Source organism: Zoogloea sp. (assembly GCF_041911615.1).
Lineage (GTDB): Bacteria > Pseudomonadota > Gammaproteobacteria > Burkholderiales > Rhodocyclaceae > Zoogloea.
Window position 1 is genome coordinate 1 of the sequence record NZ_JAYROR010000060.1, and the last position, 23,958, is coordinate 23,958.

The following is a 23,958-nucleotide window of genomic DNA, read 5'->3' on the forward strand; positions in this document are numbered from 1 at the left end:
ATCTGGTCGAACGCTGGTTTTGCCGCGTCAAACAGTTTCGGCGCATCGCAACCCGCTACGACAAGCTGGCATCCCGCTTTGCGTCGTTCATCTGTCTGTGTGCAGCTGTCATTTGGGCTGCATGAATGTCCACACACCCTAAGCGTGCTGCCGGGCATTGGTGACGACCAGGGCTAGGCTCTCTGGCCCGCCGCCAACTTCCTCGCCGAGTTGAAGCGTGGGGCCGAGCCCGGGCGGTGGACGGCGATCGAGAAAAGCCTGGGCGGAAGTACGCAGCGCCCTAGCGAGCGAAGCGCCGTTCGGTGGCATTTTTTTTCCAGGTATTGAGCGCCTGATCAATCGACGCACCCGTTACGCCGATCGATATCTTCCCGATCTGCCCATATGCGAACCACGTCGGTCCCGAGATCACGATGACTGACACTTCGTGAAGACATCCGTCGATATCAACCCAATGGATCGAAGTATCTGGAGGCGGCATGGAGATCGATCTTTGGGGGGCTGGCAGGGCCCACCTTGTAGCACCGCCGATGTATAAAAAGTATAAAAAAGCGCCCTTCAGAGCAGACGATCGCCCACCGCCCCCTGCGGACAAGTTGCAGCGCCTCGATGCGCGTGGAATCAACCCTTGCCCGGCGCTGCCGGAGATCGCGGAGAAGCGCGTCTGGCATTCATCGTGCGCCATTCGCCTTTGCGACATGTAAGTGCGCCCGACGCGACTTTTCGCGCCATTTTGGCAGCCGTTTTCGCGCGCGGCTTCAGTTTCCGTACCCCACTCACAATTCCGTACATTTGAAAAACAGTTGAGCAAACATGGTTTGCCAGACTCCTCCCACGTCGAAAAACACACAATCCGCGGCCGCCAACGGACCGCCGGAACGACGCGAGACAAGACCGGAGGAGGATGGGGATGGCAAACACCGGCGCACATGCCAGCGATACGGCAGCGCACGCGAGCGGCCTGGACACGTTTCCACGCCTGCTGATGCACCACGCCCGGCAGCGGCCCAATCGGCCGGCGATGCGCGAAAAGGAATACGGCATCTGGCAGACCTACACCTGGATGGAGGTGGCCGAGCGGGTGCGCGCGATCGCCAGCGGTCTGGCCGAGCTGGGCTTCAAGCGCGGCGACCGCCTCGCCGTGGTCGGCGACAACCGCCCGCGGCTGTACTGGTCGGTGGCGGCCTGCCAGTGCCTCGGCGGCATTCCGGTGATGATGTACCAGGACGCCGTGGCCCAGGAAATGGCCTACGTGATGGAGGACGCGGAGATCCGCTTCGCCTGTGTCGAGGACCAGGAACAGGTGGACAAGATGCTCGAGATCAAGGGCGGCCTGCCGCTCCTCGAGCACGTCATCTACGACGATCCCCGCGGCCTGCGCCATTACAACCAGACCTGGCTGCACGGCCTGGATGAAGTGCTGGAGATGGGCCGCATCCACGACCGCAACCACCCGGATTTTCTCGGTGGCGAGATCGACAAGGGCAGCCCCGACGACGTCTCGGTGATGCTCTACACCTCGGGCACCACCGGCAAGCCCAAGGGCGTGTGTCAGACCCACGGTGCCTTCATCGCCGCGGCCCAGGGTGGCTGCCAGTTCGACAGGCTGTCCGACCAGGAGGACATCCTTTCCTACCTGCCGATGGCCTGGGTGGGCGATCACCTGTTCTCCTATGCCCAGGCGCTGGTGGCCGGCTTCACCATCAACTGCCCCGAATCGGGCGAGACGGTGATGAACGACCTGCGCGAGATCGGCCCCACCTACTACTTCGCGCCGCCGCGGGTGTTCGAGAACCTGCTCACCCAGGTGATGATCCGCATGGAGGACGCCAGCCCGCTCAAGCGCAAGCTGTTCAAGCATTTCATGGACGTGGCCCGCCGCTGCGGCGCGGACATTCTCGACGGCAAGCCGGTTTCGGCGTCCGACCGCGCCCAGTACGCCCTCGGCGACCTGCTGGTCTTCGGCCCGCTCAAGAACGTGCTCGGCATGAGCCGCATCCGCGTGGCCTACACCGCCGGCGCCGCCATCGGGCCCGACCTGTTCCGCTTCTACCGCTCGATCGGCATCAACCTCAAGCAGCTCTACGGCCAGACCGAGACCTGCGCCTACGTGTGCCTGCAGCCCGACGGCCAGATCAAGCTCGACTCGGTGGGCACCCCGGCGCCCAGCGTCGAGGTCAAGCTCGCCGACAACGGCGAGATCCTGGTGCGCGGCCCGATGCTGCTCAAGGCCTACTACAAGCGCCCCGACGCCACCGCCGAATCCATCAACGCCGAGGGCTACTTCATGACCGGCGACGCGGGCTTCTTCGACGAGGACGGCCACCTCAAGATCATCGACCGGGCCAAGGACGTGGGCAAGCTCACCGGCGGCGGCATGTTCGCCCCCAACTACATCGAGAACAAGCTCAAGTTTTTCCAGCACATCAAGGAAGTGGTGTGCTTCGGCAACGGCCGCGACTTTGTCACCGCCTTCGTCAACATCGATCTGGAAGCCGTCGGCAACTGGGCCGAGCGCAAGGGCATGGCCTACTCGGGCTACACCGACCTCGCCAGCCAGCCCCAGGTGTATGCGCTGATCCGCGAGTGCGTCGAGCAGGTCAATGCCGACCTGGCCGCCGACCCCAAGATGAGCGAATCCCAGATCAAGCGTTTCCTGGTGCTGCACAAGGAACTCGACGCCGACGACGGCGAGCTGACCCGCACGCGCAAGGTGCGCCGCAACTTCGTGGCCGAAAAGTACGCGGTGCTGATCGATGCCCTCTACGCCGGCAAGACGCGCCAGTTCATCGAAACCCAGGTGACCTACGAGGACGGCCGCACCAACAAGGTGTCCGCCGATCTCGTGATCGAGGACGCCAAGACCTTTCCGCCCGCGCGGAAAGCGGCCTGACGGAGAGCGACCATGGCCAGACAGATTGGCGACGTGATCGTCGACCTCCAGAACATCTCCCTGCGCTTCGGCGGCGTGAAGGCGCTCACCGACATCAGCTTCAACGTCAAGGAACACGAGATCCGCTCCATCATCGGGCCCAACGGCGCCGGCAAGAGCTCGATGCTCAACGTCATCAATGGCGTCTATCACCCGCAGGAAGGGCAGATCTTCTTCAAGGGTGCGCTGCGCAAGAAGATGGAGCCCCATCAGGCGGCGGAGCAGGGCATCGCCCGCACCTTCCAGAACATCGCCCTGTTCAAGGGCATGACGGTGCTCGACAACATCATGACCGGGCGCAACCTCAAGATGCGCTGCAACTTCCTGCAGCACGCGCTCTACTGGGGCGCCGCGCAGAAGGAGGAGATCGCGCACCGCATCAAGGTCGAGGAGGTCATCGAGTTCCTCGAGATCCAGGACATCCGCAAGACGCCCGTCGGGCGCCTGCCCTACGGTCTGCAGAAGCGTGTCGAGCTGGCCCGGGCGCTGGCCGCCGAGCCGCACATCCTGCTCCTCGACGAGCCGATGGCCGGCATGAACGTGGAAGAGAAGCAGGACATGTGTCGCTTCATCCTCGACGTGAATGACCACTACGGCACCACCATCGTCCTCATCGAGCACGACATGGGCGTGGTGATGGACATCTCCGACCGCGTGGTGGTGCTCGACTACGGCAAGAAGATCGGCGACGGCGCACCGGACGAGGTGAAGAACAACCCCGAAGTGATCAAGGCCTACCTCGGCACTGCCCATTGAGAAGGGCCGTGTAGGGGCGAATTCATTCGCCCGCGGAAGGTTGCGGCAGGTGATCGTGCGAATGCATTCGCACCTACAGAAAGAGCGGCGGCTGGTGAGTCAAACCGCTGCAAGGGAGACAGGAAGATGCAATTCTTCATTGAGGTACTGCTCGGCGGGCTGCTGTCGGGCGTCATGTACGCCCTGGTCGCGCTGGGTTTCGTGCTGATCTACAAGGCGTCGGGCGTGTTCAACTTTGCCCAGGGGGCGATGGTGTTCTTCGCCGCGCTCACCTTCGTGGGTTTCCAGGAAAAGCTGCCCGGCTGGCTCGGGCTCGAGGCCGACAGCGGCGTGGTGTTCTGGCTGGCGCTGCTGCTGGCTTTCGGCGCGATGGTGCTGCTGGGCATCGTCACCGAGCGCATCGTGCTGCGGCCGCTGGTCAACCAGCCGCACATCACGCTGTTCATGGCCACCATCGGCCTCACCTACGTGGTCGAGGGCGTGGCCCAGATGACCTGGGGCGCCACCGTGCGCGGCCTCGATCTGGGCATCGTCGATGAACCCATCGCCTGGCTGATGGACAACTACGAGATCGGCGTCTCCAAGTTCGACCTGTTCGCGGCGGGCATCGCCGCCTCGCTGGTGGCGCTGCTGGCCATCCTGTTCCAATACACCAAGGTGGGCCGCGCGCTGCGCGCGGTGGCCGACGACCACCAGGCCGCCCTGTCCATCGGCATCCCGCTGCAGACGATCTGGCGCGTGGTGTGGGCGGTGGCGGGCTTCGTGGCGCTGGTGGCGGGCCTGATCTGGGGCGCCCGCAACGGCGTGCAGTTCGCGCTCACCTTCACCGCCCTCAAGGCCCTGCCGGTGCTGATCCTCGGCGGCTTCACCTCGGTGCCGGGCGCCATCGTCGGCGGCCTCATCATCGGCGCCTCCGAAAAGCTGGCCGAGGTGTACGTGGGGCCGATGGTCGGCGGCGGCATCGAAGGCTGGTTCCCCTACATGCTGGCCCTGGCCTTCCTGCTGGTGCGCCCCGAAGGGCTGTTCGGCGAGAAACACATCGACCGCGTGTGACCGGGAGCAGGGCGATGAATCGATTCCATGCCCGTAGCGCCACGCCGATGAAAGGTGCGGCCGCTGCAAAGCCTTGTTCCGCGATGCAACAGTCGATGTTGGCGGGCGAAAGGTCTTTGTGGAAGGGTGAACTGCTGATGTTCGCTCGCCAACATAAGGGTTTGGCGAGCCAAACCCTTATGTTCGAGGTCGCAACCCTTATGTTGGAGACCCAAACCTTTATGTTGGACGCTGCAACCTTTATATCGGGGCGCCAAACCTTTCTTCGCAGCGACGAAGTGTTTCTTCTCAGCACCGAAACAAAGGGTTCGGGCGCGCAACCGCGTCCTCACCCGCCCGAGCGCTTCCTGCGCGGCGATGCGGTGCTTGCCGCGCACCCCGCGAAGGCCATCGCCGAACACCATGACAAGACGGTCAGCCGGCAGCGGGCCGCTGCCTGAGCGGATAAGGAGACCCACCCATGTTTTATCGTGAAGCCGGCCAGTTCAAGGCCAGTTACGCCGAAGATGCCCAGATCTTCCCGATCCGCCAGGACCGGGTCGGCTTCTGGGTGCTGATGCTGGTGCTGGGGGTGGCCGTGCCGCTGCTGGCCAACCAGTACTGGCTCAAGGCCATCCTCATTCCGGTGCTGATCTTCTCGCTGGCCGCGCTGGGCCTCAACATCCTCACCGGCTACGCGGGGCAGTTGTCCCTGGGTTCGGCGGCCTTCATGGCGGTGGGGGCCTTCGCGGCCTACAACTTCATGCTGCGCATCGACGGGATGCCGTTCCTGGTGGCGCTGGTGCTGGCGGGGCTCACGGCGGCGCTGGTGGGCATCCTGTTCGGCCTGCCGAGCCTGCGCATCAAGGGTTTCTATCTCGCGGTGGCAACACTGGCGGCGCAGTTCTTCATCGTGTGGGCCTTGGTCAAGTTTCCGTGGTTCTCCAACAACTCGTCGTCGGGTGTCGTCACCGCCCAGGACGTGACGATCCTCGGCTACACCTTCGTCAGCCCCGAGGCCAAGTACGTCCTCACCTTCCTGATCGTCGCCGTCATGGCGCTGCTCGCCAAGAACATGGTGCGTTCCTCCACCGGCCGGGCCTGGATGGCGGTGCGCGACATGGACGTGGCGGCCCAGGTGATCGGCTTTCGCCTGATGCGCACCAAGCTGCTGGCCTTCGCGGTGAGCTCGTTCTACTGCGGCGTGGCCGGCGCGCTGTACGCCTACACCTACATCGGCACCGTCGAGCCGGAGGCCTTCAACCTCGACCTGTCGTTCAAGGTCCTGTTCATGATCATCATCGGCGGGGTGGGCTCGATCATGGGTTCCTTCCTGGGCGCGGCCTTCATCGTGCTGCTGCCGATCTTCCTCGACAACGTGGTGCCGATGATCTTCGGCGATGCCCTGGGGGCGAGCTTCGTGTCCAACTTCCAGCTCATCGTGTTCGGCGGCCTGATCATCTTCTTCCTGATCGTCGAGCCCCACGGCCTCGCGCGCCTGTGGCAGATCGCCAAGGAGAAGCTGCGCCTGTGGCCCTTCCCCCATTAAGGTCCGCGATCGTTCTTGACACCGTTTTCGTCGTAGCACCCAAACCAAAAAGAGGAGACACACCATGAAACTGAAGCACACCATCCTGCTGGGTGCTGCCATCGCCGGCCTGCTGGGCAGCGGCGTGGCGAGCGCCGACGAACAGTTCATCGGCCTGCCGAGCTATCGCGTCGGGCCCTACGCCGCCGGCGGTTCGGGCCTGTTCGGCGGCTGGATCGACTACATGCAGCTCATCAACGAGCGCGACGGCGGCGTCAATGGCGTCAAGCTGACCTGGGAAGAGTGCGAGACCGAGTACAACAACGCCCGCGGCGTGGAGTGCTACGAGCGCCTGAAGAAGAAAGGCAGCACCGGCAACTCGGTGTTCCAGCCGGTTTCAACCGGCATCACCTACTCGGTGCTCGAGAAGGTGGCCCAGGACAAGATTCCGATGGTCACCATCGGCTACGGCCGCACCGACGCCGCCGACGGCCGCGTCTTCCCGTGGGTCTTCCCGATGATCACCACCTACTGGTCGCAGGCCTCGGCGATGGTGAACTACATCGGCCAGAAGGAAGGCGGCATGGACAAGCTGAAGGGCAAGAAGATCGGCCTGCTGTACCACGACTCCGCCTACGGCAAGGAATCCCACGCGATCATGGACAAGCTGGCCGCCAAGCACGGCTTCGAAGTCCTCAAGATCGCGGTGGCCCATCCGGGCAACGAGCAGCAGTCCCAGTGGCTGCAGATCCGCCAGGCCAAGCCCGACTACGTGATCCTGTGGGGCTGGGGCGTGATGAACCCGACCGCCATCAAGGCCGCCGCCAAGACCGGCTTCCCGCGCGAGAAGCTGCTCGGCGTGTGGTGGTCCGGCGCCGAGGAGGACACCATCCCCGCCGGCCCCGCCGCCAAGGGCTTCATCGCCGCCGGCTTCAACGTTGCGGGCGCCAGCTACCCGGTCGTCGCCGACATCAAGAAGCACGTGTACGGCAAGGACAAGGGCAACATGGAAGACAAGTCCCGCATCGGCTCGGTGTATTACAACCGTGGCGTGGTGCACGGGATCATCACGGTCGAGGCGATCCGCAAGGCCCAGGAGAAGTTCGGCAAGGGCAAGGCGATGACCGGCGAGCAGGTGCGCTGGGGCTTCGAGAACCTCAACCTCGACGACGCCCGCCTGAAGGCCCTGGGTGCCACCGGCTTCATGCCGCCGCTCAAGATCACCTGTGCCGACCACGAAGGCCCGGGCAAGGTGAAGTTCCAGCAGTGGGACGGCGCCCAGTGGAAGGTCATCACCGACTGGGTCGACTCCGACCGTCCGCTGGTGCGCGGCATGATCGAGGAATCCGCCGCCGCCTACGCCAAGGAAAAGGGCATCAAGCTGCGCGACTGCTCGAAGGAGAGCTGATCGGCGCAGGGGCCGGTAGCACGCCGGCCCCTGTAGGGGCGAATTCCTTCGCCCGCCGACCTGCAACACCGATCTGCCCTGGCTCGGCGCGTGTCGTGCGAATGAATTCGCACCTACAGTCAGCGCTCCCCCCAAGGCACTAGACCGAGGACGGGCTGCCCCCGTCCGCAACGGAGGATGGCCGTCGCCATGTCTTACCTCAGCATCAACAACATCGAGGTCATCTACGACCACGTGATCCTCGTGCTCAAGGGCGTCTCGCTGCAGGTGCCCCAGGGCAAGATCGTGGCCCTGCTGGGGGCCAACGGCGCCGGCAAGAGCACCACCCTCAAGTCGATCTCCAACCTGCTGCGCGCCGAGCGCGGCGACGTGACCAAGGGCAGCGTCGAGTTCAAGGGCGAGCGCATCGACCAGCTCACCCCGGCCGACCTGGTGAAGAAGGGCGTCATCCAGGTGATGGAGGGCCGCCACTGCTTCGGCCACCTGTCCATCGAGGAAAACCTGCTCACCGGCGCCTACACCCGCAGCCAGTCCCGCGGCGAGCTGAAGGAGAGCCTGGAGAAGGTGTATGCCTACTTCCCGCGCCTCAAGACGCGGCGCACCTCGCAAGCCGGCTACACCTCCGGCGGCGAGCAGCAGATGTGCGCCATCGGCCGTGCCCTGATGGCCAAGCCCGAGATGATCCTGCTGGATGAGCCGTCGATGGGCCTCGCGCCGCAGATCGTCGAGGAGATCTTCGAGATCGTGAAGGACCTCAACAGCAAGGAGAACGTGAGCTTCCTGCTGGCCGAGCAGAACACCATGGTCGCCCTGCGCTACGCCGACTTCGGCTACATCCTCGAAAACGGCCGCGTCGTGATGGAAGGCGAGGCGGAAGACCTGCGCACCAACGAGGACGTGAAGGAGTTCTATCTGGGGCTGTCGTCGGAGGGGAGAAAGAGCTTCCGGGAGGTCAAGCATTACCGGCGAAGGAAACGCTGGTTGTCGTGATCCGCGCGACGGGTGGCGCCCCGTCGGGGGCGGATCGCGCATTGAACAGGCCGCCCATCGGGCGACGAACAAGAAGAAAGACGCGGAGAACTTCATGAACTACTACGACGCCCGAGAAACCCGCGATCCCGCGCTGCGGGAGCGCGACCTGCTCGCCCGTCTGCCGGCCCAGATCGCCCATGCCCGGGCGAAGACCGCCGCCTACGCCAGGCTGCTGGCCCACATCGACCCGGCGACGATCACCACCCGCGAGGCGCTGGCCGCGCTGCCGGTGGTGCGCAAGTCCGAGTTGCTGGAACTGCAGAAAGGCGCGCGGCCCTTCGGCGGCTTTGCGGCGGTGGGCTGGGGCAGCGGTTGTGCGCGGGTGTTCGCCTCGCCCGGCCCGATCTACGAGCCGGAGGGCGCGCGCAAGGATTACTGGCGGCTGGCCCGCGCGTTCTACGCGGCGGGCTTTCGGGCCGGCGATCTAGTGCACAACACCTTCTCGTACCACTTCACGCCGGCCGGCTCGATGATGGAAACCGCCGCCCACGCGCTGGGCTGCACGGTGTTTCCGGCCGGGGTCGGGCAGACCGAGCAACAGCTCGCGGCGATGCTCGACCTGCGCCCCGACGCCTATGCCGGCACGCCGTCCTTCCTGCGCATCCTCCTCGATAAGGCCGACGAGCAGGGCGTCAAGCTGGACAGCCTGAAAAAGGCCTTCGTGTCGGGCGAGGCCTTTCCGCCAAGCCAGCGCGAAGCCCTGGCCGCCCGGGGAATCCAGGCCTTCCAGGCCTACGCCACCGCCGACATCGGCCTGATCGCCTTCGAGACGGCGGCCCGCGACGGCATGGTGCTCGACGAGGACGTGCTGCTCGAGATCGTCCGCCCCGGCACCGGCGACCCGGTGGCGCCCGGCGAGGTCGGCGAGGTGGTGGTGACGAGCTTCAACCCCGATTACCCGCTGATCCGCTTCGGCACCGGCGACCTGTCGGCGATCCTGCCCGGCGCGTCGCCCTGCGGACGCACCAACACGCGCATCAGGGGCTGGCTGGGGCGCGCCGACCAGACCACCAAGGTGAAGGGCATGTTCGTGCATCCCGGCCAGGTGGTGGCGGTGCTCAAGCGCCACCCGGCCCTGGGGCGCGGCCGGCTGGTGGTGGACAACCCCGACCACAACGACCGCATGACCCTGCATTGCGAGGTGGACGGCGCGCACGACGGGCTCGCCGAGGCCATCGCCGCGTCGATCCGCGAGGTCACCAAGCTGCGCGGCGAGGTGAAGCTGTGCGCGGTGGGCAGTCTCGCCAACGACGGCAAGATCATCGACGATCTGCGCACCTACGCCTGAGGCGCCCGCCGCCCGCTGCGGAAACCCCCGATCCCGCGCGGCGCGGGCTTGAGGCACACTCGGGGCATGACGATGTGCCGGCGCCCCCCTTCCTGTCCGCGGCCCCTGGCCGGCGGTGCGTCCCGCGCCGCCGTGGGCGGGGGCTGAGCCATGCAGAGCTTTCTGCTGCTGTTGCCCGACTTCGCGCTGATCGCCCTCGGGGCAGCGCTGCGCCACATGCCCGGGCTGGGCGACGGCTTCTGGACCGGGGTCGAGAAGCTGGTGTACTTCGTGCTGTTCCCGGCCCTGCTGTTCAACGCGCTGGCCCGCGCACCCATCGACATCGGCGGCATGGCGCCCCTGTTCGGGGTGGGGCTGGCGACGATGGTGGCGGGGTTGCTGCTGGGGCTGCTCGGGCGTCCGCTGATGGGGCTGGGGGCGATGGCGTTCGCGTCGCGCCTGCAGTGCGCCTACCGTTTCAATACCTACATCGGCATCGCGGTGGCCGGCAAGCTGGCCGGTGCGGCCGGCGTGGCGACGATGGGGGCGCTGTGCGGCGCGATGGTGCCCTTCGCCAACATGGCGGCGGTGGCGATGCTGGCGCGCCACGGTCAGGGCAGTCTGGGGCGGGAGCTGGCGCGGAATCCGCTGATCTTGGCGACGCTGGCCGGCATGGCCTTCAGCGTGTCGGGGCTGGCCTTGCCGGCGCCGCTGCAGCCTTTCCTGCAACGGCTGGCGGACGCGGCGGTGACCCTCGGCCTGCTGGCGGTGGGGGCTGCGCTGCGGGTGGGACGCAGCGAAGGCGGCCCGTTCGGCGCGCTCTACCTGTGCGTGGTGAAGCTGCTGGCGTTGCCGGCGGTGGCCTGGGGATTGGGCCGCGCGGTGGGGCTGGAGGGCGTCGCCTTTCAGACTGCGGTGGCGTTCGCGGCGCTGCCGACGGCCTCGTCGGCCTACATTCTGGCGATGCGGATGGGCGGCGACGGCCCCGGCGTGGCGCGTCTGATCTCGGCCACCACGGTGGCGGCGGCGGTGACGCTGACGTTCTGGCTCACGCGACTGGGCGCGGCCTGAGGACGCCGCCCCGGCCCCCGGCAGGGCGCCGGCGGGCAGGGCGGCGGGGGCTTACTTGCTGTCCTTGGCCTTGGGCTTGGCGGCCGCGGCGGGGGCTTGTGCGGCCGCGGCGGCCTGTTCGGCGTGGCCCTGCATCAGGTTCCACGGCCACATGCCGTTGGCGAAGGGGTTGGCGGGGCCGGCCTCGGGGCTGCCGCCTTCGGCCGCAACCTTGCTCATGGCCTGCATCGCGGCGATGGTGGCGCGCTGCATCTCGAGGCCCTGGGTGGCCATCTGGAGGGAGCTGAGGTTCATCTTGAGCCAGTTCTCGACGGCCTTCATGTCGGCGATGCGTTTGTCGAGTTCGTCCACGTCGAGGGTCGGAGTGACCATGCCGGGCAGACTGAAGCCCATCTTGCTCCACATGTTGCGCATGAATTCCAGCGGATCCTGCGCCTTGTTCTCGGTGCTCATTGCTCTCCCCTCGTATGGTTGTGGAATCGTCTTTCGATCTTAACCGAAGCGTGGGCGCGCTGCATCAGGCTTGGGTTTTGCGCTGCAGCAGGGCGCGCAGCTTGGCGGGACGCACGGGCTTGTGGAGCAGTGGAATGTCGGCCTGCTGGATGGCGGCGGCGGTGGCGCTGGAGGTGTCGCCGCTCAGGATGATCGCGGGGATCGGTTCGCCGTAGTGGGCGCGCAGCCGCTGGATGATCTCGAGGCCGTCGGCGGGGCCGGTGATCTGGTAGTCGCTCAGGATGATGTCCGGCCGGGTGCCGCGGGCGTCGAGGGCGGCGATGATGTGCGCCTCGCTGTTGGCGGCGGTGACCTCGCAGCCCCAGGATTCGAGCAGGCCCTGGGTGCTGGCGACGGCGAGTTCGTCGTCGTCCACCAGCACCACGTGAAGGCCGTTGAGGGCCTGGCTGGCGACCGGGTGGCTGCCTTCGGCGATCAGGCCCGGGGCGGCGGCGGGCAGGTCGACGGCGAACAGGGCGCCGTGACCGGGGCGCGACTTGAGGGTCAGGGGGTGATCGAGCAGATCGGTCAGGCGGCGCACGATGGCGAGGCCGAGGCCGAGGCCCTTGGCGCGGTTGCGCTCGGGGTTATCGAGCTGGACGAACTCCTGGAAGATGGCTTCCTGGGCTTCCGGCGCGATGCCGGGGCCGTTGTCGCGCACTTCGATCCGCACCCGCCGGCCGCGCACCCGGCAGCCGAGCAGGATGGTGCCACCAGGGGCGTAGCGCAGGGCGTTGCTGATGAGGTTGTGGAGGATGCGCTCGAGCAGCAGCGGGTCGCTCTCGACCCACAGGCTGGTGGGGCGCAGACGCAGGCCCTGACCGCGCATTTCGGCCTCGCGGCGGTAGTCCACGTCGATGCGTTCGAGCAGCGGCTGCAGCGGGAAGGGTTTGATCTGGCGGTCGAGCACGCCGACGTCGAGGCGCGAGATGTCGAGCAGGCTGTCGAGGAGGTTTTCCATCGTCTCGGCGGAGACGGCGATCTGCTCGACGAGTCGCCGGGTGTCGGGGGCGTGGGGTTTCTGGCCGAGTTCGGCGACGAACAGGCCGAGGGCGTGCATGGGCTGGCGCAGGTCGTGGCTGGCGGCGGCCAGGAAGCGGGTCTTGGCGCGGTTGCCCCGCTCGGCTTCGTCCTTTTTGTCGAGCAGTTCGCGGGTGGCGGACTCGATCTGGCGCTGCAGGTATTCCTGGGAGGCGCCGAGCTTGTCGGCCATGTCGTTGACGCCTTCGGCCAGGGCCCGCAGGCTGCGCCCGCCTTCGACGGGCACGCGGGCGGCGAGGTCACCGTGGCCGAAGCGGGTGACGGTGCTGGCGATGCGCTGGATCGGGCCGGAGATGCCGCGACTCATCTGCAGGGCCAGCAGCACGCTGGCGACCAGCACCGCGACACCGAGCAGCACGGCGTTCCAGAACAGGCGGCGCTCTTCGGCGCGGAGCGATTCGCGGGTCATCTCGACGAGCACTTCGCCGCGCCGCTCGGTGCCCGCCGGCGGGCTGATCCCGGTGTTCTCGAGGAAGGCGTCCTCGATGTTGACGCCGACTCCGGTGACCGGCTCGCGAAAGCGCAGCGGCGGGTCGGAACCGTGCTCGGCGAGACGGTCGGGCGAGACGGTTTCGGTGAGCACGTCGTGCTGCGGGCCGATCACCACCACGCGCACCACGTCCTTCTCGACGACGATGGCGTTGCTGAGCTTGCGCAGGCTTTCGAGGTTGCCCGAGAACACGCCGTACTCGCTGGCCGCGGCCAGCTGGCGGGCCAGCGCCTTGCCGCGCTGGATGTGGACGTCCTCGAGATCGGACAGCCGCGAGGAGGTGAAGAAGAAGATCAGCAGCCCGGCCATGACGATCACCGGCAGTGCGGCGATGAGGATGGCCCGGGCCCGGATGTCGAGACTGCCTTCGCCGATCATGGTGCGTTCTCCGAGCGTTCGAGGCGTTCGCGCAGGACGGCCGCATCCTCGAGGGTGATGCCGAGGGAGCGGGCGACGTAGGGGTTGGTGCTGATCCGGAACTGGCGCGGCGCGGCGGGCAGCGGCAGGTTGCCGCTGATGAGGCCGATGCGCGCGGCTTCGCCGGCCTGCTGGCCGATCTGCGCCGGGGTGCTGTAAAGGGCGAACAGGGCGCCCGCCTTGACGTAGGCGGGCGAGAAGCCGATCACCGGCGAGCGGTGGTGATAGGCGGTGAGCAGGATGTTGGAGATGGTGCGGTTGTTGAACAGCTGTGGGTCGGGCACCGCGATGAGGACGGTGGGTTCGGCGAACATGCGCTGCAGTGCCGGGTACAGGTCGCTTTCCTCGTTGGCGGTTTCGAGGGTCGGGCGCAGGCGCCGGTCGCGTGCGCTGGCCTGCAGGCGGGTGCCGAGTTCGCCGCTCTCGCGGCCGACCACCAGGCCGACCCGCGACCACTCGGGGAGGGCGATGCGCAGCAGTTCGATCTGCCGGGCGGGGGGCTGGTCGAGGAATACCGCCGAGACGCGGCGGCCGTCGTCGCTGCGGCCGGGCAGGCGTTCGTAGGCGCTGCGCGGGAGCAGGGTGTGCAGGACGAGGGTGCGCGGGGAAAGGGCGGCCACGGTCTGCGCGGCGCGGGTGCCGAAGGTGACGACCAGCGCGGTGCCGGACAGGGCCGCGGCGTCGTCGGCGCGCAGGGGCAGGAGCAGGGTCTGGGGGCGATGGCCGGTGCCGCGCAGTTCGTTGGCCAGGGCTTCGGCGGCCTCGCTGAAGGCGCTGCTCTCCTCGGACATGACGAACACCACCGTCGCCGCCCACGCGGGCAGCGACAGTCCGCCGCCGAGAGCGAGCAGGAGGCAGAGGAAGAGGCGCCGGGCCGCGGCCATCGGGAATGCTAGAGCTCGAGGTTCAGGCTGGCGAAGACGGAGCGGGCCCACCAGGAGGTGTCGGGGGCGTAAGTCTGATCGGGGCCGTCGGCGTTGCGGGCGACGAGGGCGATTTCGCCACGGCCGAAGCTGGCCGGCAGGCGGCGGGCGAGGCGCAGATCGAGCTGGCGGTAGGGCGCGGTCTTGTGGGCGGCGTCCTGGTACCAGCTCATCGAGCCGATCCAGTGCTTGGCGGCGCTGATCTGCCAGTCGGGGTGGAATTCCCAGGCGCCGAAGAGCGTGGAGGTGTGCTTGGGCGCGGTGTATTCGATCCAGCCGCTGGAGTTGCTGTTGGCGGTGCTGCGGGTGTAGTTGGGGTTGTCGATGCGCAGTTCGGTGTGATTGGCGGTGAGCCAGGTGCGCGGGCCGGGCCGCCAGGTGGCCGATACTTCCAGACCGCGGATGTCGGCTTCGCCACTGTTGGTGAAGTAGCGGGTGTTGTCGCGCCAGAAGAGGCCGGCGGTGGACGGGCCGGCCTTCATCTCGACCAGGTCGCGGGCGCGTTCGAGGAAGATGCGCGCGTCGATGGTGGTCTTGAGGGGGCGCAGCTCGGCGAGGTAGCCCAGCTCGTAGGTGGTGATGCGTTCGGCGTGCAGGTCGGGCGAGGGGCGGAAGGTCTGGTTCAGGGGCGTGCCGGCGGGGTAGGTCTTGCCCGCCACGGTGACTGGCGCCGAGTTGGTGTAGATCATGCTGGACTTCTGTTCGAAGGCCATCGGGTTGCGGTGCGAGCGGCTGATCGAGATCCGCCAGGTCTGGCTGTCGGTCATGTGGTAGTTGGCCGACAGCCGCGGCGCCAGGGCGGTGCCGGTGAGGGAGTTGTCCTCGACCATCGCGCCGATGTTGAACAGCCACGTGGACGAGGCACGCCATTCGAGCGTGCCGAAGGCCCGCGTGATGGTGCTGCGGACCGGGTTCGGGGTGTTGAAGCGGGATGGGGCGGAGAGCAGGTCGGTGCGCCAGCCGGCCCCGGCGATGGCCCGCAGCGACGGGGTCAGGGTGGTGATGCGTTGCAGCTCGAGGTCGTCGCGCACGGCCTTGAAGTCGTAGTCGAAGCGCACCGGGATCGAAACCGTGCGCGAGACGCCGTTGAGGGTGATCTTCGTGCTGGCGATGCTGTCGTAGTGGTCGCGGCCGTTTTCTTCCTGGTGGTAGTAGGTGACCGTGAGCTCCTCGCCCGGTGCCGGGGCGTGGCGCCAGCGCAGCAGGCCGAAGCCGGTGTAGATGCGCATGGCCCGCTCCGGGTCGGTGGCGTTGAACTCCTTGCCCGTGCCTTCGTGGGAGTCGGTCCAGCCGGTCTGGAATTCGACGCTGTTGGCGCTGTCAGTACGCCAGTCGGCGTTGAGGGTGCCGAGCTGGGTGTAGCGCCAGTCGTTGATGCGCTCGTTGTTCGGCGCGTAGTTGCCGAAACCGTGGTCGTAGGTGCGCGACACCGACAGGCGCACGGCGACGTCGCCGAACTGGCGGCCGGTGCGCACGCCGAAATCGTTGATGCCGTTGTCGCCGGCCCGATAGCGCAGCGCGGTGCCGAGCGTTTCGGCGGGGGCGCGGGTGATGATGTTGGCGACGCCCAGGAAGGCGTTGCTGCCGTAGGTGGCGGAGTTAGAGCCGCGGAAGATCTCGATGCGTTCGATGTCGTCGATGTCCACCCCGATCTGGTTCCATTCGACGCCGGAAATCAGGTAGGGCGAATAGATCGAGCGGCCGTCCACCTGCACCAGCATGCGCCGCGGGGCGTCGTCGGAGAGGCCGTGATAGGCCACCAGCGGCGTGTTGCCGGTGTGCATACCGAGCTGGAAGCCGGGGATCAGGCGGAACAGTTCGTAAATGTTGCGGGCGCCGGATGCGCGGATCATCTCGCGGTCGAGCACGCTGACGGCGCCTGGCGCGTCGGCGGGCGCCTGGGCCAGCCGGGTCGCGGAGAGCACCACCGGCAGGTCGTCGAAGTGTTCGGCCTCGCTGAGATCGGGGTTGGCCTGCGCGGCGAGGGGCAGCAGACCGAGAAGGAAAGCGGGTGCGCGCAGGGCGCGGACAGGACTGGCGATTTTCAGGTAGGGCGGCATGATTTTTGCCGGTTCGGCGCGTAAACCACGATTTTGTACGTTTTGGGCAGGGCTGGGTAGGCTAAACTGCGGGTAAAAATCGATTTCGAATTTTCCGCAATAATTTGGCGGTCATGATGCAGACACGTATTCTGATTATCGAGGACCACGTGCTGGTGAGGGAAGCGATGGCGCTGACCCTTGCGCAGGTGGCGGAGGACGTCCATTGCCAGCAGGCGAGCAATGCCACCGATGCGTTGGCGATGCTCGAGGCGGACCCCGATTGCGACCTGCTGGTGGTCGATCTGATGCTCCCGGAGATCAACGGCTTCTCGCTCCTCGGGGTGATCGCCAAGCGCTTTCCGGACGTGCCGGCGCTGGTGGTGTCGGCCCTCGACGACCGGGAGTCGGTGCAGCGGGCGATGAAGGCCGGCGCCTCGGGTTTCGTTTCCAAGGCGAGCCCCAGCAACACCCTCATCGAGGCGGTGCGCACGGTGCTGGCCGGCGGGGTGTTCACGCCCGAGGCGTCCAGCGGGAGCGACGGAGGCAGCCGCAACCGGCGCGCCAGCCAGGCCTTCGCCGAGCGCTTCCAGCTCACCGCGGCGCAGGGGCGGGTGCTCGAACTGGTGGCACAGGGCAAGTCGAACCGCGACATCGCCGAGTTTCTGGGGCTGTCGGAGGGAACCGTCAAGGTGCACGTGTCGGCGATCCTGCGCGCGCTCGGGGTGACGAGCCGGGCGCAGGCGCTGCTGATGATGACCCGCGCCGGCTTGCGCGTGTGAGGCGGATTCATCCGCGGGCTAAGACACGGTTTCTGGCTTGTTTTTGCGAACAATTCTTATTATCGCCTATAATCCTGCGCAACGGATCGACACTGGTTTGAAATGATGCGACTTGATGCCCGGGTGAGCTGGTGATGGGGGCCGCTGCGCCTGTCGTGGCAACCGTTTCGTTGCCCAAGAGCCTGCTACGCGGCGCGCGGCGTCCGCAGATCGCCCTGGTCGGCCTGCCGCGTGCCGGCAAGAGCACGATCTTCCAGGCCGCCTCGAGCACCGCGGTCGAATCCGGTTGCCTCGACGGCAGCGCGTTGCGTTTCGAAACCTGCCAGGTCAACGTGGGGCTCGAGCAGGCGGCGCTGGTGGACCTGCCGCCGCTGCGCACCCTGCACGATCTCGACGAGGCGGATCGCCTGCTGCTGATGGCCTTGCTCGGCGGGCAGCCGGGCGGAAACGGCAAGCCCGGTTTCAAGGCGCCCGACCTGTTGATCCAGGTGGTCGATGCCACCGCCCTCGAATCCAGCCTGACCCTGGCGCAGGAGTTCTGCGAACTGGGCAAGCCCCTGGTGATCGCCCTCAACCGCCTCGACGAGGCCCGTGAGAAGGGCATCTTCATCAACGTGGCGGCGCTGTCCAAGGCGCTCGGCGTGCCGGTGGTGCCCACCGTGGCACACATGGGCAAGGGCATCACGACCCTCTTCGAGACGGCGCTGGGTCTGCTCCACGACCGCAGCTGCCCGCTTCCGCAACTACCCAGTCCGCACCTGCGCAAGGCCTTGGCGCCGCTCAACGCGATTCTCGACCGGCCCGAGGTCGAGGCCGCCTTCCGGGTGCCACGCGCGCTGCTGCTGACCCAGGTGGCTCGCGGCGATACCTGGTTCGCAGCCGAACTGGCGCGGCATTTTCCCGATCTGGCGCCGGCCGTCGAGGCGGCCCGTGCCGAGGCGGCGCGCACCCTGCCGCGCCCGCTCGCCGAAGAGCTGTTCGCCGACCGCCACTATCGCGCCGCGGCGCTGCACGAACAGGTGAGCCGGCTCGGCCACGCCGCCGAGAAGGCCGGCTGGAAGCGCGCCCTCGACCGCCTTTTCCTGCATCCCCGCTGGGGGCTGATCGGCACGCTGGCGGTGTTTGCGCTGGTGCTCTTCATGGTGTTCGAGGTGAGCACGACGCTCGATTCGGTGACTTCCGCGCCGCTCGCGGCGTGGGTCGGCCAGTGGACGCCGACCACCACTGCCGGCGTCGTCGGACGCGCGGTGGCCGACGGTCTGGTGGGGCTCGTCGGCATCGTCGTGCCCTACATGCTGCCGCTGGTGCTGCTGCTGGTGAGTCTCGAGGAGTCGGGCATCATGCACCGGGTCGCCTTCGTGGTGGACCGGGGTTTCCACCGCATCGGCCTGCACGGTGGCGTGGCGGTGCCCTTCCTGCTGGGGCTGGGGTGCAACGTGCCGGCGCTGTCGGCGGTGGCGGCCTCGTCGGCAGGGCGGGAGCGCATCGTCGCCTCGCTGCTGATCACCTTCGTGCCGTGTTCGGCGCGCTCGGCGATCGTGCTCGCGATCGGCGGGAAGTACCTGGGCTGGGAGGGCGTGCTGGGCATCTTCCTGTTGACCATGCTGATCATCGCGGTGGCGGGCAAGCTGCTGACCCGCCGCTACGTGAAGGCCAGCCCGGGCCTGATCCAGGCGATCCCGCCCTACGCGCTGCCCCAGTGGCGGCGCCTGCTGGCGATCACCTGGGAGCGCACCAGCGACATCCTGACCATCGTCACGCCGCTGCTGGTGCTGGGCAGCGTGGTGCTGGCGCTGCTGGCCCACTTCGGGGCGGACGAGGTCATCAACACCCTGCTGCTGCCGGTGACGAGCTGGTGGCTGGGGCTGCCGGTGGCGCTGGGCGTGCCGATCCTGTTCGGCGTGCTGCGCAAGGAGCTGTCGTTGCTGATGGTGTTCCAGGCCCTCGGCACGCAGGACATCTCGCCGCTGCTCAACTGGGTGCAGATCGCCACCTTCCTGGTGTTCCTGACCTTCTACGTGCCCTGCGTGTCCACCTTCGCGGTGATGCTCAAGACCATCGGGCGGCGCGACGCGCTGTTCTCGGTGGGCTTGTCGGTGGCGGTGGCGCTGGGGATCGCGGCGGTGTGCCGGATCGGCTTGCAGGCGATCAACCTGCTGATGTGAAGGTTCGCGCTCAGGCCGTCGGGTTGGCGGCGTGCAGCGCTTCCTCGCCGAGTTCGCTGCGGAAGGCGTAGGCGTTCTTGCCGCGCCGCTTGACCGCGTACATGGCCGCGTCGGCGGCGCCGAGCAGATGCTCGCGGGTGATGCCGTCGCCCGGCGAACAGGCGATCCCGATGCTCGCGCCGACCTGCACCTCGGTGCCGTCTTCCAGCCGGATGGGTTCGCGGATCTTGCGGATCAGCTGGCGGGCGATGTCGGCCAGAAGGTCGGGCCGGCGGTCGCTGTCGTGGACCACCACCACGAATTCGTCGCCGCCCAGGCGGGCCGCGAGATCCATGTAGGGCCGCACCCGCCCGGCGACCCGGGTGGCGACGGTCTGGAGCACCGCATCGCCGGCGGCGTGGCCGTGGGTGTCGTTGATCGCCTTGAAGCCGTCCAGGTCGATGAGCATCACGCCGACGGCGACGGGCAGGTATTCGGCGTAGCGCAGCGCCCTGTCCAGGAAGAGTTCCATGCCGCGCCGGTTGGCCAGATGGGTGAGGGCGTCCATTTCGGCCGCCCGGCGGGCTTCGGACTCGCGCAGGCGGCGGCGGGTCACGTCGTACAGCACGCCTTCGATCAGTTCGATCTCGCCCTGTCCGTTGGTGCTCACCGAGATCATGCAGTGGGCCCAGCGCTCCGGGCCATCGCCGGTGCGCATGCGCAGGTCGCTGGCGACCGTCTGGCCCGAGTCGCGGGCTTCGATCACCATCGCCCAGGCTCGCGCCGGGAATTCGAAGATGGTGTCGATGAAGTCGCGGCAGTCCGCCGGGTTGGCGGCGTCGAACTTGACGCCGACGATCCGCGACATCAGTGTGGGATTGCAGTTGATGAGCCCGCCGCTGGGACGCAGGATCATCACGCCCACGTTGGTGGTCTCGAAGATGCGCCGGTAGTGGGACTGCATCTCGTCAACCTCGGACTGCAGCTTGCGCTCGTCGATGATGGCCTGTTCCACCGCCGCCAGCAGGGTGTTGGTGCTGCGCACCAGCACGCCGATCTCGTTGTTTTCGTGGCCGGCGGGGGTCTCGATGCGCTGGGCGCTGCCCGCCGGGACCTGCTCCATCATCCGCGCCACGCGGGTCAGCGGCTGGCCGACGACGCGGTCGAAGACGTACATCAGGAGCAGGGCCGAGATGACGATCTGGACCACCAGCAGCGCGGCGTACCGCAACGCCGCCCGGATCGCCCGGGCGCTGATCTCGCGGTGGTCCTGGGTCACCACCAGGTCGCCGATGTGGTCCTTGTGGTCCACGGGCGAGTACAGCGGATACACGACCTGCTCGCCGCTCGCCTCGTCCCGCTGCCGCTCGAAGCGCAAGCCGTTCAGCGACTGGAGGCGCACCCCGGCGACGACCGGGTTGGCGAGCAGGCCGTCGACGACGTCCTGGGCGATCTCGCGGTTGCCCGCAAAGGCGGCGATCACCGCCGAGCTCTGTACCGTTGCGACCAGTTGATCCTGCAGCTGGCGGGCCTGGTCGAGACGGGCGCGGTATTCCATCCCGAAGGCGAAGAGGCCCGCCACCACCGCGAAGAGCAGTGAGCCCAGTGCGACCCCCAGCGCCAGCCGGTGGTGAATGCTCTCGAACTTCGGCATCGCCTATTCCTTGACCTCCAGCACGCTGCGCAGTCCGCTGTCGCGGGGCGGCGTGCTGCCCAGATAGCCGATCGCGCCGGGGTTGCGGCGCACGATGTCGATCACCGCCTGTTCGTTGGGTAGCTGCTGGGGCGGCATTTCCTGGCCGGCGAACATCAGGCGCGACCAATAGGTGTTGGCCTGGGCCACGGACATCCCCACCACGCGCCAGAAGAAGCGCTCGCGCAGCGGGCTGTCGCGCGGGTGGTCGAAAATCAGGGCGAACTCGCCGGTCGGGAAGCTGTGGGCGCGACCCAGGTAAAGCGCGGACACCTCCTGCGTCGTCAGGGCGCGCACCGGGTTGGCGGTATTCACCACCACGTACAGATCGGCGCCGGCGGGGCCCGATGCGAGGAGGCAGGCCAGCGCGGCCAGGATGAGTTTGGACATCTGCGCTGCGCTCAGAACATGAAATCCAAGGTGGCCGAAACGATGTTGGCTTCCTTGTTGGCGGGAGAAAACGGGTAATCGGTCTTCCACAGGTACCAGCCGTCGCCGAAGACGCGGGTGTTGTCCCATTGCAGCTTGAGCGCGGCGTTGCTGTCGAAATCCCAGCGCACGCCCAGTGACAGGGTGCGCTGCGAGACGCGCTGCCCGTTGAGCACCGCGAGGGCGGCCTGTTGCAGCGGGCCGTACAGCGGCCCCCAGTCGGACTGGGCGTGGGCGGCCGGGTTGGCGCGGGCCGCGCTGACGGTGAAATACGGCAGCAGGTTGCCCACGTGGCGGCCGACGCTCAGATAACCCTGCCGGCCGCCGGCGTATGCGCGGCGCGATCCTTCGAGCAGGCTCGCCTCACCCTGGACCATCCACGTGCCGTCGTCGTAGACGCCGCCCGCCGACGTGAGCCCGACGCGGGTGCCGGCCAGGTCGATGTCGCTGGCCAGGCGCTGGGCCTCGGCGGCGTAGGGGTTCATGGGGGCGGCGGCGAAGGCCGCGAGGCCGGGGAGAACCTGCTCGGAGATGTCGTTCTCGCGTCGGAGCTGGAGGGTCGTGTAGCCCACCCGCAGCTTGAGGGGGCCGCGTTCATGGACGAGGGTCAGACCCTACAGGTCGTTGGTGTCGATGAAGTAGCTGGCGTCGCGGCTGCGGGGCATCTCGGACTTGATGCGTCCGACCAGGCCCTTGATGCGCCAGGTCGCGTCGTCGTCGTGCAGGCTGTAGGTGAAGTCCGCCCCGTCGTAGTGGTTGAGGGCGATGACCCCGTAGGATTCGACGGGTGGGCGCACCCACGGGTAAGCGTAGCCCACCTCGTAGTAGTCCGACATCAGGAACATCGTGTCGGCAAGGCGGCCGGCCCGCAGTTGCAGGTCGGGCGTGGCCCGCCAGCTCACGAAGGCGCGCGAGAGCATCCGGTTCGGGCTCTGGGAGGGCTGGTCGCGCAGCACCAGCTGGCCGACGAATTGCAGGCGCGCGTCGGTGGTGTGGGAAAACTGGATCCCGAGCCGGGAGTCGGGGCGCCAGGCGTAGGCGCGGTCGCGGACGCCGAGCTGGGTCAGGTCGCGGACGAAGCCCGCGTCGCGACGGTCGTTGTGAACATAGCCGAGGGTCCCGAAGCCGTTCACCACGGTGCGGGCGGCATCCTCGTCGGCTGCCAGGCAGGCGCCGCCAAAGAGGGCCAGGCCGCTCAGGATGCCGGCGGTCAGCAGGTGGGAAAAGCGCATGGAGCGATCCGGTGTCGTGTGTCAGAGGCTGCGGTCGGGCCGCGCAGTCGCGGGCCGGCGTCCGATGCCCGGCCCGTGAGGGGCAACGACATCCCAACCTCAAACTTGAACCCTGCCAGGGGGAGGGCGATCCGCCGCGTGCCGGTGCGTGGATCGCAGCGTGGCCGGTCATCGGCGCCGATCCACCGGAAGAGACGCACCAGGCCGCGCGGGTCGATGGGGGCGTTCTCCACCCGCTGCAGGTGTTCCCCGTCGGGGGCGGGCCATGCCAGCGTTCACTGGCTATTGTTGAACCGCCTCGGCGGTGACGCGCAGCCGGGCGCCTTTTAGCGCGATGTCGGCCCCGTGGCGGGGACGATCCGTAGTTGCCCGGCGCGCCACGCCAGCCGCACGGGCTGGCCGTCGGCCGCGCCTCCTGCCGGATAGAAGCGTGCCGGGGGCGTGCTCATTCGTCGTCGCCGAGCAGTCCGCCGAGGCCGATGCCGCCGAGTACCGAGCCGCTTTCCTTGCCACCCCCGCCGGCCGCACGAGAGGCCAGCACGATCCGGTCGGCGAGCCGCGACAGGGGCAGCGATTGCAGCCAGACCTTGCCGGGGCCGCGCAGGGTGGCGAAGAACAGGCCCTCGCCGCCGAACAAAGCGGTCTTGATCTTGCCGGCGTACTGGATGTCGAAATCGACGCTGGGCTGGAAGGCGACCACGCAGCCGGTGTCGACGCGCAGCGTCTCGCCGGGGGCGAGGGTGCGCGCCATCAGCGTGCCGCCGGCGTGGATGAAGGCCATGCCGTCGCCGTCGAGGCGCTGCATGATGAAGCCTTCGCCGCCGAACAGGCCGACGCCGAGTTTCTTCTGGAAGGCGATGCCGAGCGAGACGCCCTTGGCGGCGGCGAGGAAGGAATCCTTCTGGCAGATCAGGGTGCCGCCGACGGTGGAGAGGTCCACCGGCACGATCTTGCCCGGGTAGGGGGCGGCGAAGGCGACCCGGCGCTTGCCGCTGCCTTCGTTGTGATAGACGGTGGTGAACAGGCTCTCGCCGGTGAGCAGGCGCTTGCCGGCGCCCATCAGCTTGCCGAGGAAGCCGCCCTGCTGCGCCGAGCCGTCGCCGAAGACGGTGTCCATCTGGATGCCGTCCTGCATGTACATCATCACGCCGGCCTCGCCGATGGCGGCCTCGCCGGGGTCGAGCTCGACTTCGACGTATTGCATCTCGTGGCCGAAAATTTCGTAGTCGACGACGTCCATCGCCATGTGT

The 23,958-nt window shown here is 67.6% G+C and carries 21 protein-coding genes; 12 read left to right on the forward strand and 9 right to left on the reverse strand.

Features of this window, described 5'->3' with window-relative positions; genetic code table 11:
• From ACE3P2_RS06810 to ACE3P2_RS06855, 10 genes are all read left to right on the forward strand, one after another.
• Positions 1–125, forward strand: a 125-nt coding sequence (locus ACE3P2_RS06810; RefSeq protein ID WP_374259569.1) for a transposase, incomplete at its 5' end; no start/stop codon positions are given.
• A 785-nt stretch (positions 126–910) separates the two neighbouring features.
• Positions 911–2,893: a long-chain fatty acid--CoA ligase gene (locus tag ACE3P2_RS06815; RefSeq protein WP_374262530.1), complete on the forward strand. Its 1,983-nt coding sequence runs from the start codon at positions 911–913 to the stop codon at positions 2,891–2,893.
• Between the two features lie 12 nt (positions 2,894–2,905).
• A complete protein-coding gene (locus tag ACE3P2_RS06820) occupies positions 2,906–3,688 on the forward strand; it encodes an ABC transporter ATP-binding protein (protein WP_374262532.1) in 783 nt (260 codons plus the stop codon).
• A gap of 126 nt (positions 3,689–3,814) precedes the next feature.
• On the forward strand, positions 3,815–4,741 hold the full coding sequence (locus ACE3P2_RS06825; RefSeq protein ID WP_374262535.1) for a branched-chain amino acid ABC transporter permease: 927 nt from the start codon (positions 3,815–3,817) through the stop codon (positions 4,739–4,741).
• Between the two features lie 14 nt (positions 4,742–4,755).
• The gene (locus ACE3P2_RS06830; RefSeq protein ID WP_374262537.1) at positions 4,756–5,181 is read left to right on the forward strand and encodes a hypothetical protein; all 426 of its coding nucleotides are present in this window, start codon (positions 4,756–4,758) and stop codon (positions 5,179–5,181) included.
• Positions 5,182–5,201: 20 nt separating this feature from the next.
• Positions 5,202–6,269, forward strand: coding sequence for a branched-chain amino acid ABC transporter permease (locus ACE3P2_RS06835; RefSeq protein WP_374262540.1), 1,068 nt, complete (start codon positions 5,202–5,204; stop codon positions 6,267–6,269).
• Positions 6,270–6,333: 64 nt separating this feature from the next.
• Positions 6,334–7,656: an ABC transporter substrate-binding protein gene (locus ACE3P2_RS06840; protein WP_374262543.1), complete on the forward strand. Its 1,323-nt coding sequence runs from the start codon at positions 6,334–6,336 to the stop codon at positions 7,654–7,656.
• Between the two features lie 189 nt (positions 7,657–7,845).
• Positions 7,846–8,646: an ABC transporter ATP-binding protein gene (locus ACE3P2_RS06845; RefSeq protein ID WP_374262546.1), complete on the forward strand. Its 801-nt coding sequence runs from the start codon at positions 7,846–7,848 to the stop codon at positions 8,644–8,646.
• Between the two features lie 94 nt (positions 8,647–8,740).
• Entirely contained in the window at positions 8,741–9,976 is a 1,236-nt protein-coding gene (locus tag ACE3P2_RS06850) for a phenylacetate--CoA ligase family protein (protein ID WP_374262549.1), read from the forward strand.
• Positions 9,977–10,126: 150 nt separating this feature from the next.
• A complete protein-coding gene (locus tag ACE3P2_RS06855) occupies positions 10,127–11,026 on the forward strand; it encodes an AEC family transporter (protein ID WP_374262552.1) in 900 nt (299 codons plus the stop codon).
• 51 nt (positions 11,027–11,077) lie between these two features.
• On the opposite strand, the gene ACE3P2_RS06860 is transcribed toward ACE3P2_RS06855, so the two are convergent.
• The 4 genes from ACE3P2_RS06860 to ACE3P2_RS06875 all read right to left on the reverse strand — a co-directional run bounded on the left by ACE3P2_RS06860 (position 11,078) and on the right by ACE3P2_RS06875 (position 16,449).
• Positions 11,078–11,479: a PhaM family polyhydroxyalkanoate granule multifunctional regulatory protein gene (locus ACE3P2_RS06860; RefSeq protein ID WP_374262555.1), complete on the reverse strand. Its 402-nt coding sequence runs from the start codon at positions 11,477–11,479 to the stop codon at positions 11,078–11,080.
• Positions 11,480–11,543: 64 nt separating this feature from the next.
• Positions 11,544–13,427 carry an ATP-binding protein gene (locus ACE3P2_RS06865; RefSeq protein WP_374262557.1) on the reverse strand — a complete coding sequence of 628 codons (1,884 nt, stop codon included), beginning with the start codon at positions 13,425–13,427 and terminating at the stop codon, positions 11,544–11,546.
• On the reverse strand, positions 13,424–14,350 hold the full coding sequence (locus tag ACE3P2_RS06870) for an ABC transporter substrate-binding protein (RefSeq protein ID WP_374262560.1): 927 nt from the start codon (positions 14,348–14,350) through the stop codon (positions 13,424–13,426). Before ACE3P2_RS06870 ends, ACE3P2_RS06865 begins: the two co-directional genes overlap by 4 nt.
• An 8-nt stretch (positions 14,351–14,358) precedes the next feature.
• Positions 14,359–16,449, reverse strand: coding sequence for a TonB-dependent receptor plug domain-containing protein (locus ACE3P2_RS06875; RefSeq protein WP_374262563.1), 2,091 nt, complete (start codon positions 16,447–16,449; stop codon positions 14,359–14,361).
• Positions 16,450–16,562: 113 nt separating this feature from the next.
• Here ACE3P2_RS06875 and ACE3P2_RS06880 point away from each other — a divergent pair, with 113 nt between their 5' ends.
• Positions 16,563–17,210, forward strand: coding sequence for a response regulator transcription factor (locus ACE3P2_RS06880; RefSeq protein ID WP_374262566.1), 648 nt, complete (start codon positions 16,563–16,565; stop codon positions 17,208–17,210).
• 155 nt (positions 17,211–17,365) lie between these two features.
• Positions 17,366–19,375 (forward strand): FeoB small GTPase domain-containing protein, encoded by a 2,010-nt coding sequence (locus tag ACE3P2_RS06885; protein WP_374262569.1) that lies wholly within the window; start codon positions 17,366–17,368, stop codon positions 19,373–19,375.
• A 10-nt stretch (positions 19,376–19,385) separates the two neighbouring features.
• Here ACE3P2_RS06885 and ACE3P2_RS06890 read toward each other — a convergent pair whose 3' ends face one another.
• The 5 genes from ACE3P2_RS06890 to ACE3P2_RS06910 form a co-directional block, all read right to left on the reverse strand.
• Positions 19,386–21,008 carry a diguanylate cyclase domain-containing protein gene (locus ACE3P2_RS06890; RefSeq protein ID WP_374262571.1) on the reverse strand — a complete coding sequence of 541 codons (1,623 nt, stop codon included), beginning with the start codon at positions 21,006–21,008 and terminating at the stop codon, positions 19,386–19,388.
• 3 nt (positions 21,009–21,011) lie between these two features.
• Positions 21,012–21,437 (reverse strand): hypothetical protein, encoded by a 426-nt coding sequence (locus ACE3P2_RS06895; RefSeq protein WP_374262574.1) that lies wholly within the window; start codon positions 21,435–21,437, stop codon positions 21,012–21,014.
• Positions 21,438–21,448: 11 nt separating this feature from the next.
• Positions 21,449–22,048, reverse strand: coding sequence for a hypothetical protein (locus ACE3P2_RS06900; RefSeq protein WP_374262577.1), 600 nt, complete (start codon positions 22,046–22,048; stop codon positions 21,449–21,451).
• Positions 22,049–22,090: 42 nt separating this feature from the next.
• Positions 22,091–22,708 (reverse strand): hypothetical protein, encoded by a 618-nt coding sequence (locus ACE3P2_RS06905; RefSeq protein ID WP_374262580.1) that lies wholly within the window; start codon positions 22,706–22,708, stop codon positions 22,091–22,093.
• Between the two features lie 445 nt (positions 22,709–23,153).
• Complete coding sequence (locus ACE3P2_RS06910; RefSeq protein ID WP_374262583.1) at positions 23,154–23,954, reverse strand: TIGR00266 family protein; 801 nt, start codon at positions 23,952–23,954, stop codon at positions 23,154–23,156.
• Positions 23,955–23,958: the final 4 nt, after the last annotated feature.